Origin of the sequence: Tropicibacter sp. S64 (genome assembly GCF_049803835.1) — a bacterium.
Taxonomy (GTDB): domain Bacteria; phylum Pseudomonadota; class Alphaproteobacteria; order Rhodobacterales; family Rhodobacteraceae; genus Pacificoceanicola.
Genome location: NZ_JBNAGK010000002.1, coordinates 480,840 through 499,061 on the forward strand (window position 1 = coordinate 480,840; position 18,222 = coordinate 499,061).

An 18,222-nucleotide genomic window follows, 5' to 3' on the forward strand; every position below is an offset into this window, starting at 1 on the left:
CCGCGTTCAAGTCGCGCCGCATACAGGATATTGCAGGGCGTGAAAAGGGGCGCGAGGGTGAGAAGAATTTTAGACTGAAATTCTGCTCACCGTCCGCACCGCGCCTCAGCGGTAGGCGTGCAGGACGCCGCTCGTGGACACCACGTAGAGCGTGCCGCCCGCCACGACCGGACGCGTGGTTGCGCCGCCCTTGATCTCGACCTTGCCGACTTCCGCGCCGTTCTCCGGGTTGAAGCTGCGAATGAAGCCGTCCGAGCTGGCCACGATCAGCCGCCCACCGGCGAGGATCGGGCCATGGTTGGCGAAGGCTGCGTCGCGGCGGCGCTGCGGGTTGCGGCGGGTCGGCACGTAGCCCGGCAGGTCCACCGCCCAGATCGTCTCGCCCGTTTCCGCGTCCACGCGGATCAGCTCGTTGCGGTCACTGATGAAGACCACCGAATCGCTGCCCAGCGGCCAGGCCGCATCCAGCGCCCCTTCGCGCACGGTCCAGAGGCGCTCGCCATTGGCGATGTCGAGCGCCACGAAGTTGCCGGAGTGGTTGCCCGCGTAGACGGTATCCCCCACGATCAGCGGATCGCCGGTGATGTCGTCGACGTTCGACAGTGCCACACCGTTGCGCCGGCCGAGGATATCGGTGCTCCACAGCCGCAGGCCACCCTGCTTGAACGCCGCCTGCACGGAGGCGTCGCCGAAGGAGAAGATCACCCGCTTGTCCCCCAGTGCCGGAGACGGCGCACCCGCGACGTTGTTGGTGTCGCCCACCCCGTCGATCTGCCAGCGGATGCGACCATCGTCGGCCTCGATGGCCCAGGCGAGCTTGTCGCCGGAGGTGAGGTAGACCACGCCGTTCTGCACCGTCGGCGCGCCGGTGGCCGTGTTGCCCAGGCGCTGCGTCCAGAGTTCCGCACCGTTCGAGGCGTCGAAGGCGGTCAGCGTGCCGAACCCGGAGGCCACGTAGACCCGCCCGCCGTCGAAGGCGATGCCGCCGCCCTGCGCCTGGTAATTCGCTTCGCGCAGCGGGGTCAGGTCATGGCTCCACAGCGGCGCACCCGCCGTGCTGGTGGCGCGGACCACGAATTCACTGTCCATGGTGAACACGCGGCCCCCGGCGACCACCGGATCGACGTTGAGCCGCTTGCGACGGCTGTCGCCCGCGCCGATGTTGACGGCAAAGACCGGCTGGAAGCGGCCTGAGAAGGCGGCGTGGTCGGTGCGTGCAAAGGGCGAGACCGGGCTCTGCGCCCAGTCGGCATTGCCCTGCTGGGCAGGAAGAGCCACGGCGCGGGACGTGTTGACGTCATTCTCAGCCAGCGGGTCCTGCCGGGTTTCCAGCACGTCGCGCACGTTCATGCGCTCGCCGGGCAGGATTTCCTCGCGCTCCTCGCACCCTGCGAGCACGATCAGGCCGAGGCCCGCCATCAGAGTTGCCGTGCGAAGCATGTCCTGCCCCCTTCGTTTGCCGTCCCCTCTGCCGCGTGTCACGGTCTGGCGGGGTACGGCCTTGAAACCATTGAACTCAGCTGTCCTGAACCTCGGGCATGAGGTCATCCAGCGAGCCACCCAGCGCCACAATCAACTGAGACGCGCGGCGGCGCAAGCCCGCTGTGGCCTCGGCGTCCAAAGCGATGTTTTTCAGCCGCTCCAGCGCCGCCTCCCGGTCGCCCGCCTCGATGTCGACGAGCGCGAGCTGTTCCTCCGCGAGAAGCCGCAGCGGCTGGCCCGGCACGGCCAGCGCTTCGAGCCCTGCGCGGCGGTCCTCCGCGGACAGCACATCGGCCCCGCGCGCCAGCGCCTTGTAACTGGCGATCTGGCGGTAGATCTGCGGCACGGCGGGGTCATTTGCGACGGCCTGCAGCTGCGCCACGGCAGCGGCGTCATCGCCCTCGGTGCCCTTCTCCGCCGCGACCAGCATGTCCAGGATGGCGCGAGCGCCCGGCTGATCGGTGGCGATCTCGTCGAGCGCCGCGATCCGCGGTTCGGGGTCGCTCTCGTCGAGCGCGGCCATGATGGCATCGCCGAAGCCCTGCGCCCTGGCCTGCGCCTGCGCCGCGCTGTACTCGCGCCAGGCGGTGCCGCCAACGATCAGAACCACGCCAAGCACGGCAATCCAGCCGTATTTCTTCATGGTGGCGAAGAGTTTGTCGCGGCGGACCTCTTCGGTCACCTCGTCGATGAAACTGTCGCTGTCGCTCAAGGGGCGGCTCCTCTTTTGCCCGTCCGGCGGGCCTTTGTGCCCCCTCTTATCGCGCATGTGCCGGACTGCCAAGGCGTCAGAACCCGCACCATTGCCGGAAATCGGCGGTGTGCGGCGCACAAAATCCCGGCAATTTCCCGAAAACGCGCCGGTCGAGGCCACAAACCGCCATGTTTCTGCACAAAACGGCACAGAGGACGACGCGCCACCGCTTGAAGCCGGGTGACGCCGCGTCTAAACTGAACCAAACGGTTCAGGTCACGCGTATAGGCAACAGGATGCCGGATCGTGGGACCTGGCGCATTGCCACCCGCCTTTTGGGGCGGTCGTATTTGAATTGGACGAACAGAAGATGCGGATACTTCCGGTTGCAACGGCCATCGTGGTCACGGGCCTGCTTTACATGGTGGTGATCGAGCGCGACACCTTCGATGCCCTTGTCTCCGGCACGGCGCCGGACGGGGATGTCGCGGACAGCCTGCCGGCCGGCGCGGCAGCTGCGGCGCCCGCGACGGAAGACGTCCCGCTGACACGCGTGATGGCCATGGTCTCGCAGGCGCGGGAAGTGGATAGCGCCGTGGTGCTGCGCGGCGAGACGGTAGCCTCCCGCCAGGTCGACGTGCGGGCCGAAACCGCAGGCAAGGTGGTGAACGAGCCGCTGCGCCGAGGCGCGAAGGTCGCCGAAGGCGAGTTGCTGTGCGAGATCGACCCGGGCACGCGCGGCACCTCCCTGCAGGAAGCGCAGGCGCGGCTGGCGGAGGCGAAGGCGCGTCTGCCCGAGGCCCGCGCCCGGCTGAGTGAGGCGCAGGCGCAGGAACCTGCGGCGCGCGCAGCAATCCTCGAAGCCGAAGCGAACGTGCCGGCAGCGGAGGCGTCCCTCGCACAGGCGAGAGCCAACGTCCCGGCTGCGGAAGCGAGCCTTCTTGAGGCCGAGGCCCGGGAACCGGAAGCCGAGGCACGTCTGGCCGAGGCAAAGGCGATGGTCCCGGCAGCGCAAGCGGCCCTGGCGCAGGCCGAGGCGAATGTTCCGGCGGCGGAAGCAGCGCTGGCTCAGGCGCTGGCCGGGCAGCCCGAGGCGGAGGCGCGGCTCAAGGAAGCGCAGGCCCGGGTGCGCGAAGCGGAAATCTCGCTCAATGCCAACTCCAAGCTGAACAAGTCCGGCTTTGCCGGGGAAATCGCGCTGGCCTCTGCACAGGCGGCCTTCGAGAGCGCCAAGGCGGGTGAGCAGGCGGCGCTGGCCGGGGTCAAGGGCGCCGAGGCGGCGATCGAGCAGGCCAGGGGCAACATCGAAGGGGCCAAGGCTCAGGTGCAGTCGGCCCGGAGCCAGATCGAGAGCGCCCGCGCGGCTGTGCTTTCGGCAGAGAGCCAGATCCAGAACGCAAAGGCCGGGGTCGAAAGCGCCCGCAGCAACATCGAAAGCGCCCGGGCGGCCGTCGAAAGCGCCAAGAGCCGCCTCGAAGGTGCCCGCGCGGCGGTGAGTTCCGCCAAGGCCGCGTTGGAAGGCGCAACGGCGGGCATCGAATCGGCCAAGGCCGGCGAGGAGAACGCGCAAAGTGGCATCCAGAGCGCGGAAGCCGCCCTCGCCACCGTGAACAAGGACATCCAGAGGCTGAGCATCCACGCCCCCTTCGCCGGAGTTCTGGAGAGCGATACGGCGGAACTGGGCAGCCTGCTGCAGACCGGCGGCACCTGTGCCACGGTGATCCAGCTCGACCCGATCAAGATCGCAGGCTACGTGCCGGAACAGGACGTCTCTCGCGTCCATCTCGGGGCCCGCGCAGGGGCGCGGCTGGTGGACGGGCGCGAAATGATGGGTGACGTCACCTTCGTCTCGCGCAGCGCCGATCCAACCACCCGCACCTTCCTCGTGGAACTGACGATTGCCAACGCCGACCTGAGCATCCGTGACGGCCAGACCGCCGAGATCGCCATCGAGGCAGACGGCGCCTCCGCGCATCTGATCCCGCAGTCCTCGCTGACACTTGACGACGAGGGAGTGCTGGGCATCCGCACGGTGGACGAGACGAACCACGTGCGCTTTGCCCCGGTCAAGCTGATCCGCGACACCCGCGATGGCGTCTGGCTCAGCGGCCTGCCGGATAAGATCAACGTCATCACCGTCGGCCAGGAGTACGTCACAGACGGCATTCCGGTCGAAGCGGTGTTCGAGGAGGTGGTTCAATGACGGGTATCATCGACTGGGCCGCGGAACGCGCCCGGATGATCATCGCCTTCATCGTTCTGTCGGTGGTCGTGGGCGGCTATGCCTACGTCAGCCTGCCGAAGGAAGGCGAACCGGACATCGAGATCCCGGCGCTCTTCGTCTCGGTCCCCTTCCCCGGCATTTCGGCGGCGGATTCGGAGACCCTGCTGATCAAGCCCATGGAGACCGAGCTTTCCGATCTCGACGGGCTCAAGAAGATGTCGGCGACAGCGGCGGAGGGCTATGCGGGCCTTGCGCTGGAGTTCGAATTCGGCTGGGACAAGACGAAGATCATCGCCGACGTGCGCGACGGCATGAACAACGCCGAGGCGAATTTCCCGGACGGGGCGGAAAAATACTCGATCAACGAGATCAACTTCTCCGAGTTCCCGATCATCATCGTCAACCTGTCCGGCCCGGTGCCGGAGAGGACAATGAACCGCATCGCGAAGGACCTGCAGGACAAGGTCGAGGGTCTCGACGCGGTGCTGGAGGCGGGCATCGCGGGCAACCGCGACGAGATGCTGGAGGTGCTGATCGACCCGCTCAAGCTCGAAAGTTACAACGTGACCGCCGCCGAGCTGATCAACGTGGTGCGGTACAACAACCAGCTGATCGCCGCCGGGGAAGTCGAGACCGACCAGGGCACCTTCGCCGTCAAGATCCCGTCCAGTTTCACCGAGGCGCAGGATGTCTACAACCTGCCGGTGAAGGTGAACGGGGACCGGGTCGTGACCTTGGGAGATCTCGCGACGATTAACCTCACCTTCGAGGATCGCGCCGGGACCGCGCGGTTCAACGGCGAGACCACGGTGGCCCTGCAGGTGGTCAAGCGCAAGGGCTTCAACATCATCGACACCGCCGCGGAAGTGCGCCGGGTGATCGCCGAGGCCGAAGCGGACTGGCCACCGGAACTCAAGGCCGTGCTGAACGTCGGGGCATCGAACGACCAGAGCCGGCAGGTGGAGAGCATGGTCAGCCAGCTCGAAGGCTCGGTGCTGACCGCGATTGCGCTCGTCATGCTGGTGGTGCTGGCCTCGCTGGGCCTGCGCCCCTCGCTGCTCGTCGGCTTCTCGATCCCGACCTCGTTCCTGCTGTGCTTCCTGCTGCTGGCCATGATGGGCGTGACGATCTCCAACATCGTGATGTTCGGCCTGATCCTCGCCGTCGGCATGCTCGTCGACGGGGCCATCGTGGTGGTGGAATACGCCGACAAGCGCGTCGAGGAGGGCGTCGGCCCGATGCACGCCTATGTCGAGGCGGCGCACCGGATGTTCTGGCCGGTGGTCTCCTCCACCGCCACGACGCTCTGCGCCTTCCTGCCGATGCTGTTCTGGCCCGGCGTGGCGGGGCAGTTCATGGGGATGCTCCCCGTGACGCTGATCTTCGTCCTATCCGCCTCGCTGGTAGTGGCACTGGTCTACCTGCCGGTCATGGGCGGCGTGCTGGGCCGTACCGAGCGCTGGTTCAAGACCCGCATCGCGCAGATCGCCGCCTTGCCGCTGCTCGCGCACATCGGCCTCGCGCTGATTGCGCTTGTGCCAGTGATCATCGCCGGGGCGCTGGTGCCCAAACTCTTCGCACTCATGGGCGGGCAGTTCGCCACCATGGACGGCAGCCGGATGATCGGCTCGGTCGTTCCCACCTTCCTCACCGTGTTCCTTCTGGCGCTGGCGGTGACCGTGCTTGCCGGTCTGGCGCTCGCCGGGGCGCTCAGCATCATGCTCAGCCTCGCCGCGATCCCGGCTCGCATCAAGGCCGGGGCCACCGCCGTGAAGCGCCGAATCTTCGGCACGCCGAAACCCAAGGCGATCCGCTCGGGGTATCGTCGGACGCTGTTCGGCCGCTTCATCGCGCTGTTCGCGACCAATCCGGCGGGTCCGCTGGTGATCGTGGCGACGGTCTTCGTGCTGGTGGGATCGGTCTTCATCTACTACGGCAACAACAACAACGGCGTCGATTTCTTCGTCGAAAGCGAGCCGGAGCAGGCCATCGTCTACGTCCGTGCGCGGGGCAACCTGTCGCTGGCGGAGAAGGACGCGCTGGTCAAGCGGGCCGAGGCCATCGTCCTGCAACACCCCGGCATCAAGACCGCCTTCGCCTTCGCGGGCAACGGCGGGCTGAACAACAACACTGGTGGTGCGCAGCCGCCGAAGGACACAATCGGGCAGATCCAGCTGGAAACCATCGCCTGGGAGGACCGCCCGGACGCGCATGAGCCGTGGTTCACCATCCCCTTCACCGGGCATGTGGTGCAGAAGGCGATCAAGGCACCGGACTTCGACGGAGACCTGATCATCGACCAGCTGACCGCGCAGCTGGAGCAGATCCCCGGCATCAAGGTGGAAATTCTCGCGCAGGCCCGTGGCCCGGCGAGCGCCAAGCCGGTACACCTGCGCCTCAAGGGCGACAACTGGGACGACCTCTTGGCGGCAACGGAAGTGGCGAGCCAGCGGTTCAACGCGCTGCCCGGGCTGACCCAGATCGAGGACACCCGCCCCCTGCCCGGCATCGACTGGCAGGTGGACGTGGACGTGGAGAAAGCCGGACGCTTCGGGGCCGACGTGGCGACGGTGGGCGCCATGGTCCAGCTGGTCACGCGTGGCGTGCTGCTCGACAGCTACACCCCGGAAGGGTCCGACGAGGAAATCGAGATCCGCGTGCGCCTCCCCGAAGAAGACCGGGTAATGTCGACACTCGACACGCTGAAATTGCGGACTCGCGATGGCCTTGTGCCGCTGGCCAACTTCATCACGCGCACCCCGGTAGAGAAGCTGGCGGAGATCAACCGGGTCGATCAGGAACGCTATTTCGACGTCAAGGCGGGCGTGGCCGACGGTCTCGCCAAGCTGGTCGACGATAGCGGCACGGTGCAGGCGACCGTGCGGCGGCTGGAGGATGTCGCCTCGCATGGCGGCACCGAAGTCACCGGCCCGAACGGGGCGGCACTGGAGATCGTGCGGCTGGCAGACGGCGTGTCCGAGGCGGACCTCCGGGCGGAGATAAAGGACCTCAGCCTCGTTCTGATCGACGCCAACGAACGCATCGCCACGCTGACCGACTGGCTCGGGACCGCTCCCCTGCCCGCGGGCGTCACCTGGGAATGGACCGGCGACCAGGAGGACCAGGCGGAGAGCCAGGCCTTCCTCGGCCAGGCCTTCGGGGCGGCGCTGTTCATGATGTTCATCATCCTGCTGGCGCAGTTCAACAGCTTCTACAACTCGGTTCTGGTTCTGTTGGCGGTGGTGCTGTCCACCACTGGCGTGCTGATCGGAATGCTGGTCATGGGGCAATACTTCTCGGTGATCATGACCGGCACCGGCATCGTGGCGCTGGCCGGGATCGTGGTGAACAACAACATCGTGCTGATCGACACCTATCAGGAATATTCGCGCTACATGCCCGCGACGGAGGCGATCGTCCGTACTGCGGAGGACCGCATCCGCCCGGTGCTGCTGACCACCATCACCACCATGGCGGGCCTCGCGCCGATGATGTTCGGCCTGTCGGTCGACTTCTTCGGCGGCGGCTATTCCATCGACAGCCCGACGGCGCTGTGGTGGAAGAACCTCGCCACGGCGGTCGTCTTCGGCCTCGGCATCGCGACGGTGCTGACGCTTGTCTTCACCCCGTCGATGCTGGCCTTGCGGATCTGGGCGACCACCTATGCCATGTGGTTCGCCCGCCTGCTGGCGCGACTCTCGCTCGGCAAGACCAGCCGTGCGGCGCGGAACTGGGCGCTGATGCGCGAGGCGAAGCGGCGCAAGGCTCCGGAAATCATCTGGACCGAGGAAGAAACCCCCGCTCCGGAGGCGCGTCAGAAGACGGCATACGGAAGGCGGCGGACTCGGAGCGGTTGCGCGCCGGCTGCGCCGGAGCGACCGGCGCGCGCCCGTGCCGGGCGCGCGGCTCGTCCCGTGACGACCCGCGAGGCGCGTGCCTGCGTTGCAGCGGCATCGGGGGCGGTGCCGGCTTGACGTGGGTTCAGGGGTGTCCGGACTTCGCGCGGCGGCAGCGCTCCGAGCAGTAGCGCACCTCCGCCCAAACCTTCGCCCACTTCCGGCGCCAGGTGAACGGACGCCCGCAGGTGGCGCAGGGTTTCGACGGCAGGTCAGATTTGCGGCGGTGTTTCATGGCGGGCAAGATGGCCCGTTACGGCGCCGGGACAAGGCCAGCGGGCCGCTGCCCCGGCAATGCCCCGGTGGCCGCCTTGGGCGTCAGTCGGCCTCGACAGTTCCCACGCCGGGCTGCACCTGCACTTCTGCCCCCTCGGGTGCATCGCCCGAAATGACGACCCAGCCGAACCAGCCGAGGAAGAGGGCCGCAGCGACGGCGAGGGAGAGCTTGATACCGGCAAGGGCCGGTCTGTGGCGCGTTTCCTGCGTTTTCACATTGGTGTCGGGTGCGGACATGGGCGCTCCTTTCGATGTGACATGCCTTTCCCGCTCCGGCATTGCAGCGGGGGTCTTGGGGGCCTAACACTTGGGAAAAGCGAATGTTCCACACGGAAAGGCCCGCCATGAAAGACGCCAGCCCAAGCGCCCCGGCTCCGCAGACCATCTATCTCAAGGATTACACCCCTTTCGGCTGGACCGTGGAGGATGTGCACCTGACCTTCCGTCTTGCGCCGCATGCCACCCGGGTGATCGCGCGTATCCATTTCGCCCCGAACCCCGCCGCGCCACAGCAGGACTTCTTCCTGCATGGCGAGGAGCTGACGCTGATCCGGGCGGCGGTGAACGGCGAGGCGGTGTCGCCGGAGCTGGTTCCCGGCGGCCTCAAATGCACCGTGCCGTTCGCGCCCTTCCTGTGGGAAGCGGAGGTGGAGATCGACCCGGCGAACAACACGGCGCTCGAGGGGCTCTACATGTCCTCCGGCATGTATTGCACGCAATGCGAAGCGGAGGGCTTCCGCAAGATCACCTACTACCCGGACCGCCCGGACGTGATGTCGGTGTTCACCGTGCGCGTCGAATCCGAGATGCCGGTGATGCTCTCGAATGGCAACCCTGGTGCATCCGGGGACAGCTTTGCCGAATGGCACGACCCGTGGCCCAAGCCCGCCTACCTGTTCGCGCTGGTGGCGGGCGATCTGCGCAATCACCCGGACAGCTTCACCACGAAGAGCGGCGCGAAAGTCGACCTCAACATCTGGGTGCGCCCCGGGGACGAGGGCAAGTGCGCCTTCGGAATGGAGGCGCTCAAGGCGTCGATGAAATGGGACGAGGACGTCTACGGCCGCGAATACGATTTGGACGTCTTCAACATCGTCGCGGTGGACGATTTCAACATGGGCGCGATGGAGAACAAGGGGCTGAACATCTTCAACTCTTCCTGCGTCCTCGCCTCGCCCGAGACCTCCACCGACGACAACTTCGAGCGCATCGAGGCGATCATCGCACATGAGTATTTCCACAACTGGACCGGCAACCGCATCACCTGCCGCGACTGGTTCCAGCTCTGCCTGAAGGAGGGGCTGACGGTCTACCGCGACAGCCAGTTCACCGCCGACATGCGCGGCGCGGCGGTCAAACGGATCAACGACGTGCGGGATCTGCGCGCCCGGCAGTTTCCCGAGGACCAGGGGCCGCTGTCGCACCCGGTCCGGCCGGAGAGTTTCCAGGAAATCAACAACTTCTACACTGCCACGGTCTACGAGAAGGGGGCAGAGGTCATCGGCATGCTCAAGCGGCTGGTGGGCGATGAGGCCTATGCAAAAGCGCTCGATCTCTATTTCGATCGCCACGATGGCGACGCGGCCACCATCGAGGATTGGCTGAAGGTCTTCGAGGACACCACGGGCCGCGACCTCACGCAGTTCAAGCGCTGGTATTCGCAGTCCGGCACGCCGCGCCTGTCGGTGAGCGAGGATTGGAAGGACGGCACCTTTACCCTCACCTTCGAGCAGCACACGCCCCCGACTCCCGGTCAGGACGAAAAGCTGCCGCAGGTGCTGCCCATCGCCGTCGGTCTGCTCTCCCCCAACGGCGACGAAGTGCAGGCGACGACCGTGCTCGAAATGACAGAGGCGCGGCAGGCGTTCAGCTTCGACGGGCTGTCCGCCCGGCCCCGGGCCTCCGTGCTGCGGGCGTTCTCCGCGCCGGTGGTGCTGCACCAGGCCCTGAGCCGCGAGGACCGCGCCTTCCTGCTCGCCCATGACACGGACCCTTTCAACCGCTGGGAGGCCGGCAACGAACTGGCCCGCGATTGCCTGCTGGCGATGATCGCGGAGGGCGCGACGCCGGACACGCTGTGGCTCGACGGGCTGGAGACGTTGCTGCGGGACACTGCGCTCGACCCGGATTTCCGGGCCTGCATGCTTGGCCTGCCGGGACAGTCGGAACTGGCGCAACAGTTGCACGAACGCGGCCATACGCCCGATCCGGATGCCATCTACGACGCGCTGCAGACGCTGCAGCAATTCCGCGCCGAACGCTGGTCGGATCTCCTGCCGAAACTGGCTGCGGAGGCCAGGGTCGATGCGCCCTATGCGCCGAACGCCGAGCAGACCGGCAAACGGGCGCTCGGCACTGCTGTCCTGCACCTGCTCAGCCGGACGGACGGCGGCGCGGCGGCCCAGGCGCAGTTCGACGGCGCGGACAACATGACGCTGCAGCTAGCGTCGCTGGCCTGCCTGATCCGCGCGGGCAAGGCGGAGCCTGCGGTGCAGGCGTTCTACGAGCAATGGCAGAACGACCGGCTGGTCATGGACAAGTGGTTCGGCCTGCAGGTCAGCATGGCCGAGCCCGGCCGTGCGGTGACCGTTGCCGAGGCGCTGACCGCCCACGTCAAGTTCGACTGGAAGAACCCCAACCGCTTCCGGGCCGTCTTTGGCGCTCTGATCGGCAACCACGCTGGCTTCCACCGGGCGGACGGGTCGGGCTATGCCCTGCTCGCCGACTGGCTGATCCGGCTCGACGACAAGAACCCGCAGACCACCGCCCGCATGTGCAGCGCCTTCCAGACCTGGACGCGCTATGACGACGGGCGGCGGGCACAGGCGAAGACCGCGATGGAGCGCATCATGGCCAAGCCGAACCTCAGCCGCGACGTGAACGAAATGGTCTCGCGCATCCTTGCCGGGTGACGCCAATCAGCGCTAGGCTCGGGCAAGATCGTTTCGAATCAGGAGTTTGCCCGTGCCTTTTGTCATCGCCGTCCTTGGCATCCTTGCCGGTGTCTACTTCTTCGTCATCCGCGCCCGCAATGCCCACCACATGGCCACCGAGGTGCTCGACGCGGCCAATGACGTGCGCCTCGCCGCGCGGCGGTTCGGCTTCCGGCGGCGGACGAATGTGCATCCGGCGGACAGCATCGAGGACCCGACCGTCGCGCTGGCGGCGCTCGGGTCGGCCTTTGCCGAACTCGATGACCTGCCGTCGAAGGAGCAGCGCGAGGCCCTGGTGGTGGCCATTGCACGGCAGGGCCGGGTGAGCAGCAACGAAGCGGCGGAAATGCTGGTGCTCGGGCGCTGGATCATGACCGAATGCGGCAGTCCGGAGCAGGCGGTGCCCCGGCTGGCGAAGCGATTGGTCAAGCTGCAGGGCCAGGAGGGGTTCCAGTCCTTGCTGGAGATCGTTCAGGCGGTGGCGAAAGCCGGGTCCGGAGCCCTGAGCGGCAAGCAGAAAGAGGCTCTGGACGACATCCGGCGCATCTATAGGATCAGGTGATCAGCACGCAGACCCCGGGGACCGTCCAACCATGAGCAAACTTCTGATCGTCACCGGTGCCAGCGCCGGCATTGGCGCCGCCACCGCACGCATGGCGCCATCCAAAGGCTACGGGCGCGTTGTCATCCACTATGGCCGCGATGCAGCCGGAGCGGAGGCCGTGGCCACGGATGTGCGCGCCGCGGGCGCGGAGGCTATCGTCATCGGTGCGGATGTCTCGGACATGGACGCGGTCGCGGCGATGTTCGGCAGGATCGGCGGGCTGGAGCCCGGCCCGGTGCATCTCGTGAACAACGCCGGGATCGTGGCCCCGAAGGCGGGCATCGCCGATCTGACACCGGACCGGGTGCGCCGGGTCTTCGAGGTCAACGTCTTCGGCGCCATCGAGGTTTGCCGCCAGTCGGTCCGGCTGATGCGCAGCTGGGGTCTCGGCGGCAGGATCGTCAACATCTCCAGCGCCGCCGCCCGCCTCGGTGCGCCAGGGGAGTACAGCGATTACGCCGCCTCCAAGGGAGCCATTGACACGCTGACCACGGGCCTCGCGCTGGAACTGGCGAAAGAGGGCATCCGGGTCAATTCCCTGCGTCCCGGCCCCATCGAGACCGAAATCCATGCCAAGGGCGGCCAGCCGGACCGGCTCAAGGGGATGGCGGACAAGATCCCTCTCGGGCGCGCGGGCCAGCCCGAGGAAATTGCCGCCTCCGTGCTCTGGCTGCTGTCGGACGAGGCCAGCTACGTGACCGGCGCGTTCCTCGACGTCTCCGGCGGGCGCTGACGCCACCTGCCCCGGCGAGTCGCCGCCGTTATCTTCGCTCTGCCCGGAACCCCGGTGTCACTTGCGCGTTACGCAAAGGTCATATGGGTGGGCATCATGAAAGACCGCATCGATCCGCTGATCCGCGACCGCGCACCGTGGTTGTTCTCCGGCCGCCCCGGCACCCGGGCGGCCCACCGTATGCTCGACCGGCTTCTGAGCTACGACAAGACATTGCAGATCGCGGCGGCGGTGGAGACCATGCCCTCCGCCGAGATCATGCGCACGATGGGCGCCCTGCTCGCGCAGGAAGCCGTCTATCACGGGCAGGACAACATCCCCCGCCAGGGCGCGGCATTGATCGTCGCGAACCATCCGACGGGCATTGCCGACGGCATCATCCTGCACCACCTGCTGCAGCGCATCCGCCCGGATGCCTATTACTTCGCCAACCACGACATCCTGCGCGTCCTGCCGCAGATGGCGGACATGATCGCCCCGGTCGAATGGCGCAAGGAGCGGCGCAGCCATGGCAAGACGCGCGAGACCATGGCCTACACCCGCAAGGCCGTGGAGGCTGGACGGCTCGGCGTGATCTTCCCGTCCGGCAGGTTGGCGAAGCGGCGGGGATTGCGGCTGCACGAGCGGCCCTGGATGGGCTCGGCGGCGATGATCGCGCGCAAGTTCGACCTGCCGGTGATCCCGGTGAACATCCGGGCGCGCAATTCCGTGCTGTTCTACCTGTGCGACCTGATCCACCCGACCCTGCGCGACATCACCCTGTTCCACGAGACCCTGAACAAGGACCGTCAGCCGTTCGAGGTGACCGTGGGCGAGCCGATCTCTGCCTCCGCGCTGCCTGCCGACTCGGACGAGGCGATCCAGATACTCCGCCGCGCCACGCTGAGCCTCGGCGGGCGGCGCGAACCGGAGGTGTCGCTGGTGGACACCACACGGCTGCCGGGTTGGCTCAGGCGTCCGGCGGTGTGAGAGACGGTTCAGGTCTGAATACCGGGACGGGCTAGCGGCAGTAGCAGGCCAAACGTTACAATGCCATGACTGCAGGGCAACAACACCTCTGCCCCATATGGCTGCCGTCGACCATCACCGAAGTTGTGCTTCAACCGTGCCCATGTAAAAAGCCCCGGCACCGGGCCGGGGCTTGGATCTGCTCGAACGATCATACGCTCGGGGGTCACCCCTGCGTGCTGAGCACCGGGGCCACGATGACCGGCTCGTTCTCCGCCTCTTGCACGTCCGGACGGGACTGCGGGCGGTTGTTCACGTAGACGCCGAGGGGATCGGGACCGGTCAGCGTGTCGGGCCGCGCCACGGGCCGGAGCGAGCGGGCAAGACCCTTGCAATAGGGCTGGTCGCGGACCCATTCGCGCATGTCTTCGCGCTTCTTCGACGAATGGAACGGGCCCCAGTCCGCCGCCACGCCGCGCATCCCGGCGCTGATCACGCCATCGCGCGGCACGGTGCGGGCCATGATCCGCATGGCACAGCTCAGGTTGTCCTCCGGGTCCTTCAGCGCCGATCCGCTCTTGGCCTTGCAGCCGTAAAGCCGGGCGGTGCTCGGCAGGATCTGGGTCAGGCCATACCACAGCCCGCCCCCGCCGACCGCCGTCGGGCGGTAGGTGCTCTCGTGCTTGGCCAGCGTCGAGACGAGGCCGACCCAGAACTGCTCGCGCTGTTCCAGCGTGGCGGAGGGATAGGCCGGGCACCATTCCGCGATATCCTTGGGCACCGTGTGCGGCAGGGCCTTCGCATGGCTGCGCAGGCTCTGGACAATGGCGAGGGACCATGATGGTTTTCCACCATGCTTGTCCCAGCGGGCCTTGGGAATCACCACCGGCTTCCGCGCCTTGGGGCGAACGGACTGGAAGACGGCAAGTGTCGAATGTTCCGGAGCGGCGGCAGAAGCCGACCCGGCAGCAGCATCGGGCAGTGGGGTCTTGGCTGGTGTCGCCGTAACCGGTGTCGCCAGAAGCGCTATAATAAGGGCAGCACGCATCATGACCGGCGCAAACTGCATCAGCGCCGGGTTTCGATCAACAACCAGAATCAGCCATGGGTGGATTCTCGCCTATGAGCCGGATTTGGCGGCAAGTAAAGACATTGTCCACCGCGCCCGAACACTTTGTTTGCAAAGGGCAACAGAGCGCCAGCGCAATGCCGCAGGCGGGACCGGGAACCTCCCTCATGTTGCCCCGATTTGGCCCGGATTGCCGCGCAGACTGGGGGCATGTCGATGAACGAGTACCTGCCAGCCATGCGATCCTTGTCCAACAGATTCGCGCTCCGAAAGGCCGAGACCGAGACCCCGGTCCTGCGCCCGGTGTCGATCCAGCGCCACGTCGAGCCGCTGCGCCCGCGCATCGAGATCCCGGTCTGCGACCCCTCCCCCGCCTGGGCCGAGGCCCGGGCCTTGATCGAGCGCGGCCAGCATCTCGCCCGTCAGGACGAGTGGGAGACGCTCGGCCGCGAAATCTGCGAGGCCGACAAGGCCCATGCGATGACGCAAGGGCTACGGGCCACCGCCGCGCTGCTCGCGCAGGGGGCACGCAGCGACGCGCTGGAGGCCGGACGGACCGCTGCCGACCTCGCCGAGGCAGAGACCGCCCGGTCCATCATGGCCACGCTCGAGATCAACCGCGAAGAGATGCCGCAGTGTCCCGCCACCGCCTATATCGTGGCGATGGCGCATGTGGACATGGCCCGCGCCTGGGCCGGGGCGTCGCAACCCAAGGCACTGTCCGCCCCGCGCCGTGCCGCCTTCGAATGGCACATGAGTGCCGCCGCCCGACTGGCGGACGAGTACGATCCCTTCGAAATGCAATCGGCGCTCTGGGCCGCGGTCCGCTGCCAGGTTCTGGTCATCGACCCGATGCCGGCCCAACGCATCGCGGACGACTACGAGGACCTGATCGACCTCGAACCGCAGAACCCGGACCATTTGCGTGCCTTCGGGCGGGACCTGTTGCCGCGCAGCTTCGGCAATCGCGAGATGCTCGACCGCGAATCCCGCCGCACCGCGGCGCGCACCGCCGACATCTGGGGTGTCGGCGGCTATGCGTGGGTGCAGATGGGCGCGATCGAGCGTGATCCCGACGCGCTGCGCTGGCTGGACAGCGAGCTGTTTGCCGAGGGGCTGCATGATATCCTCGCGCGTCATCCGGAACAGGACATGGTCAACCGGCTCGCCGCCTTTTGCGGTCTGACCGCCTCCGCCGCCTCCGCGCCGGGCACCGTGCAGGCGCGGATATCCGACTGCTTCAACTGGATCGCGCAGGATTACCTGTACGAACTGCACCCGGCAGTCTGGGCCCATGCCCCCGCCCCCCGCCACGAGAGCACCGGCGAAATGAGCCACGACGAAATGGTCAAGCGGGGCCGCACCCGGGCGATTTCCGCGCTGGCCGAGCATTTTGCGCCGCTGCTCGACAACGGCCGCCGCCTGGTCTTCACGCCGGACGGGCTTAGGATGCCGCGCATGGGCTGAGCCTGCCTCTTGCTCACGGGAACCCAAGGGCCTAGAACCCGGGTCGATTGCGAGCCAAGGAGCGCCCCCATGCTGGATCACCTGTCTTATGAATCCCCCAAGCCCAAGGTCATCGCCGGGGCCAAGCATGATTGGGAACTGGTCATCGGCATGGAGGTACACGCGCAAGTGGCCTCCAAGGCGAAACTCTTCTCCGGGGCCTCGACGCAATTCGGCGCTGAACCGAACTCCAACGTGGCCTTCGTGGACGCGGCCATGCCGGGGATGCTGCCGGTCATCAACGAATTCTGCATCGAACAAGCGGTGCGCACGGGCCTTGGCCTGAAAGCGGCGATCAACCTGACCTCGGCCTTCGACCGCAAGAACTACTTCTATCCGGACCTGCCGCAGGGCTACCAGATTTCCCAGCTTTATCATCCGCTTGTGGGTGAAGGCGAGATCATCGTCGACATGGAGCCGGGCATCGCCCGCAAGGTGCGCATCGAGCGCATCCACGTCGAACAGGACGCGGGCAAGTCGATCCACGACATGGACCCGAACATGTCCTTCGTCGACCTGAACCGCACCGGCGTCGCGCTGATGGAGATCGTCTCGCGCCCTGACATTCGCGGCCCGGAAGAGGCGGCGGCCTATCTGGCCAAGCTGCGGCAGATCCTCCGCTACCTCGGCACCTGCGATGGCAACATGCAGAATGGCAACATGCGGGCCGACGTGAACGTCTCCGTCTGCCGTCCCGGTCAGTATGAGAAGTATCAGGAAACGCAGGACTTCTCGCATCTGGGCACGCGCTGCGAGATCAAGAACATGAACTCCATGCGCTTCATCCAGATGGCGATCGACTACGAGGCGCGGCGGCAGATTGCCATCCTCGAAGCCGGCGGCGAGATCGTGCAGGAGACGCGTCTGTATGACGCCGACAAGAACGAGACCCGCTCCATGCGATCGAAGGAAGAGGCGCATGATTACCGCTACTTCCCCGATCCGGACCTCCTGCCGCTCGAAATCGAGCAGGCCTGGGTGGACGACATCGCCGCCTCGCTTCCGGAGCTGCCGGACGCGAAAAAGGCAAGGTTCGTCAAGGACTTCGGCCTGTCCGAATACGACGCTTCCGTGCTGACCGCCGAGGTGGTGAACGCCGCCTATTTCGAGGAGGTCGCGGGGGCTGCGGGGGATGGCAAGCTGGCGGCGAACTGGGTCATCAACGAGCTGTTCGGGCGGCTGAAAAAGGAAGATCACTCCATCGAGGATAGCCCGGTAAGCCCGGCTCAACTCGCTGGAATCATTCGGCTTATCAAGTCCGATGCGATTTCCGGCAAGATCGCGAAGGACCTGTTCGAGATCGTCTTTACCGAAGGCGGCGATCCCGAGCAGATTGTCGAAGCGCGTGGCATGAAGCAGGTCACCGACACCGGAGCCATCGAGGCAGCGGTTGACGAGATCATCGCGGCAAACCCGGATCAGGTGGAAAAAGCCAAGCAAAACCCGAAGCTTGCGGGATGGTTCGTGGGTCAGGTGATGAAGGCCACGGGTGGCAAGGCAAACCCGAAGGCAGTGAATGACCTTGTTGCGAAGAAGCTGGCCGAGCAGGGTTAACGCTTTCGCGGCCGCCGCAAGCGGATGCCAAGATTAATACGACGCGCGGTTCGGTTAACGGGCCGCGCGTTGGCATATCTGGGGGCCTGATGCGCCGGAACCCACACCGGGTTAACGGAATTCAACCCCTGCCCCGCGCCGTTAACCAGGCAATCATCAGGATTCGGGCCGAGTTTCGTCAGATTTGGTTTTTTGGTATCGATACCATCGGGTCTGTCCCGCAAACCTCCGGAAAACATGGTTAACGACGCAAATTTCTGGGAATCTGTGAAGAGGACACTGAAGACGCGCCCGCCTGGCTGC

Annotated in this window: 13 protein-coding genes; 8 read left to right on the forward strand and 5 right to left on the reverse strand. The window is 66.5% G+C overall.

All coding sequences use genetic code 11. The features are described 5' to 3' along the window. Positions 1 to 105 precede the first annotated feature (105 nt). Entirely contained in the window at positions 106 to 1,440 is a 1,335-nt protein-coding gene (locus ACP159_RS05540) for a PQQ-binding-like beta-propeller repeat protein (RefSeq protein ID WP_425098646.1), read from the reverse strand. A 76-nt stretch (positions 1,441 to 1,516) separates the two neighbouring features. Then, a complete protein-coding gene (locus ACP159_RS05545) occupies positions 1,517 to 2,194 on the reverse strand; it encodes a tetratricopeptide repeat protein (protein ID WP_425098647.1) in 678 nt (225 codons plus the stop codon). A gap of 352 nt (positions 2,195 to 2,546) precedes the next feature. On the opposite strand from ACP159_RS05545, the gene ACP159_RS05550 reads away from it, so the two are divergent. Further along, positions 2,547 to 4,379: an efflux RND transporter periplasmic adaptor subunit gene (locus ACP159_RS05550; RefSeq protein ID WP_425098648.1), complete on the forward strand. Its 1,833-nt coding sequence runs from the start codon at positions 2,547 to 2,549 to the stop codon at positions 4,377 to 4,379. Then, positions 4,376 to 8,374, forward strand: coding sequence for an efflux RND transporter permease subunit (locus ACP159_RS05555; RefSeq protein ID WP_425098649.1), 3,999 nt, complete (start codon positions 4,376 to 4,378; stop codon positions 8,372 to 8,374). Before ACP159_RS05550 ends, ACP159_RS05555 begins: the two co-directional genes overlap by 4 nt. 7 nt (positions 8,375 to 8,381) lie before the next feature. On the opposite strand, the gene ACP159_RS05560 is transcribed toward ACP159_RS05555, so the two are convergent. Next, the gene (locus tag ACP159_RS05560) at positions 8,382 to 8,531 is read right to left on the reverse strand and encodes a DUF2256 domain-containing protein (protein ID WP_425098650.1); all 150 of its coding nucleotides are present in this window, start codon (positions 8,529 to 8,531) and stop codon (positions 8,382 to 8,384) included. Between the two features lie 83 nt (positions 8,532 to 8,614). Next, positions 8,615 to 8,809 (reverse strand): hypothetical protein, encoded by a 195-nt coding sequence (locus tag ACP159_RS05565; RefSeq protein ID WP_425098651.1) that lies wholly within the window; start codon positions 8,807 to 8,809, stop codon positions 8,615 to 8,617. 107 nt (positions 8,810 to 8,916) lie between these two features. Here ACP159_RS05565 and pepN point away from each other — a divergent pair, with 107 nt between their 5' ends. The 4 genes from pepN (at position 8,917) to ACP159_RS05585 (ending at position 13,811) form a co-directional block, all read left to right on the forward strand. Beyond that, positions 8,917 to 11,484 carry an aminopeptidase N gene (gene pepN / locus ACP159_RS05570; RefSeq protein ID WP_425098652.1) on the forward strand — a complete coding sequence of 856 codons (2,568 nt, stop codon included), beginning with the start codon at positions 8,917 to 8,919 and terminating at the stop codon, positions 11,482 to 11,484. 52 nt (positions 11,485 to 11,536) lie between these two features. Beyond that, positions 11,537 to 12,067, forward strand: a complete 531-nt coding sequence (locus ACP159_RS05575; RefSeq protein WP_425098653.1) for a hypothetical protein — start codon at positions 11,537 to 11,539, stop codon at positions 12,065 to 12,067. Between the two features lie 31 nt (positions 12,068 to 12,098). Then, complete coding sequence (locus ACP159_RS05580; RefSeq protein WP_425098654.1) at positions 12,099 to 12,842, forward strand: SDR family oxidoreductase; 744 nt, start codon at positions 12,099 to 12,101, stop codon at positions 12,840 to 12,842. Positions 12,843 to 12,938: 96 nt separating this feature from the next. Next, positions 12,939 to 13,811 (forward strand): lysophospholipid acyltransferase family protein, encoded by an 873-nt coding sequence (locus ACP159_RS05585; RefSeq protein WP_425098655.1) that lies wholly within the window; start codon positions 12,939 to 12,941, stop codon positions 13,809 to 13,811. 205 nt (positions 13,812 to 14,016) lie between these two features. On the opposite strand, the gene ACP159_RS05590 is transcribed toward ACP159_RS05585, so the two are convergent. Then, positions 14,017 to 14,859 carry a transglycosylase SLT domain-containing protein gene (locus ACP159_RS05590; protein ID WP_425098656.1) on the reverse strand — a complete coding sequence of 281 codons (843 nt, stop codon included), beginning with the start codon at positions 14,857 to 14,859 and terminating at the stop codon, positions 14,017 to 14,019. A 246-nt stretch (positions 14,860 to 15,105) separates the two neighbouring features. Between ACP159_RS05590 and ACP159_RS05595 the strand changes: the two genes are divergently transcribed. After that, complete coding sequence (locus tag ACP159_RS05595) at positions 15,106 to 16,326, forward strand: hypothetical protein (RefSeq protein WP_425098657.1); 1,221 nt, start codon at positions 15,106 to 15,108, stop codon at positions 16,324 to 16,326. Between the two features lie 69 nt (positions 16,327 to 16,395). Then, positions 16,396 to 17,919, forward strand: coding sequence for an Asp-tRNA(Asn)/Glu-tRNA(Gln) amidotransferase subunit GatB (gatB, locus tag ACP159_RS05600; RefSeq protein WP_425098658.1), 1,524 nt, complete (start codon positions 16,396 to 16,398; stop codon positions 17,917 to 17,919). The last annotated feature ends 303 nt before the right edge of the window (positions 17,920 to 18,222 follow it).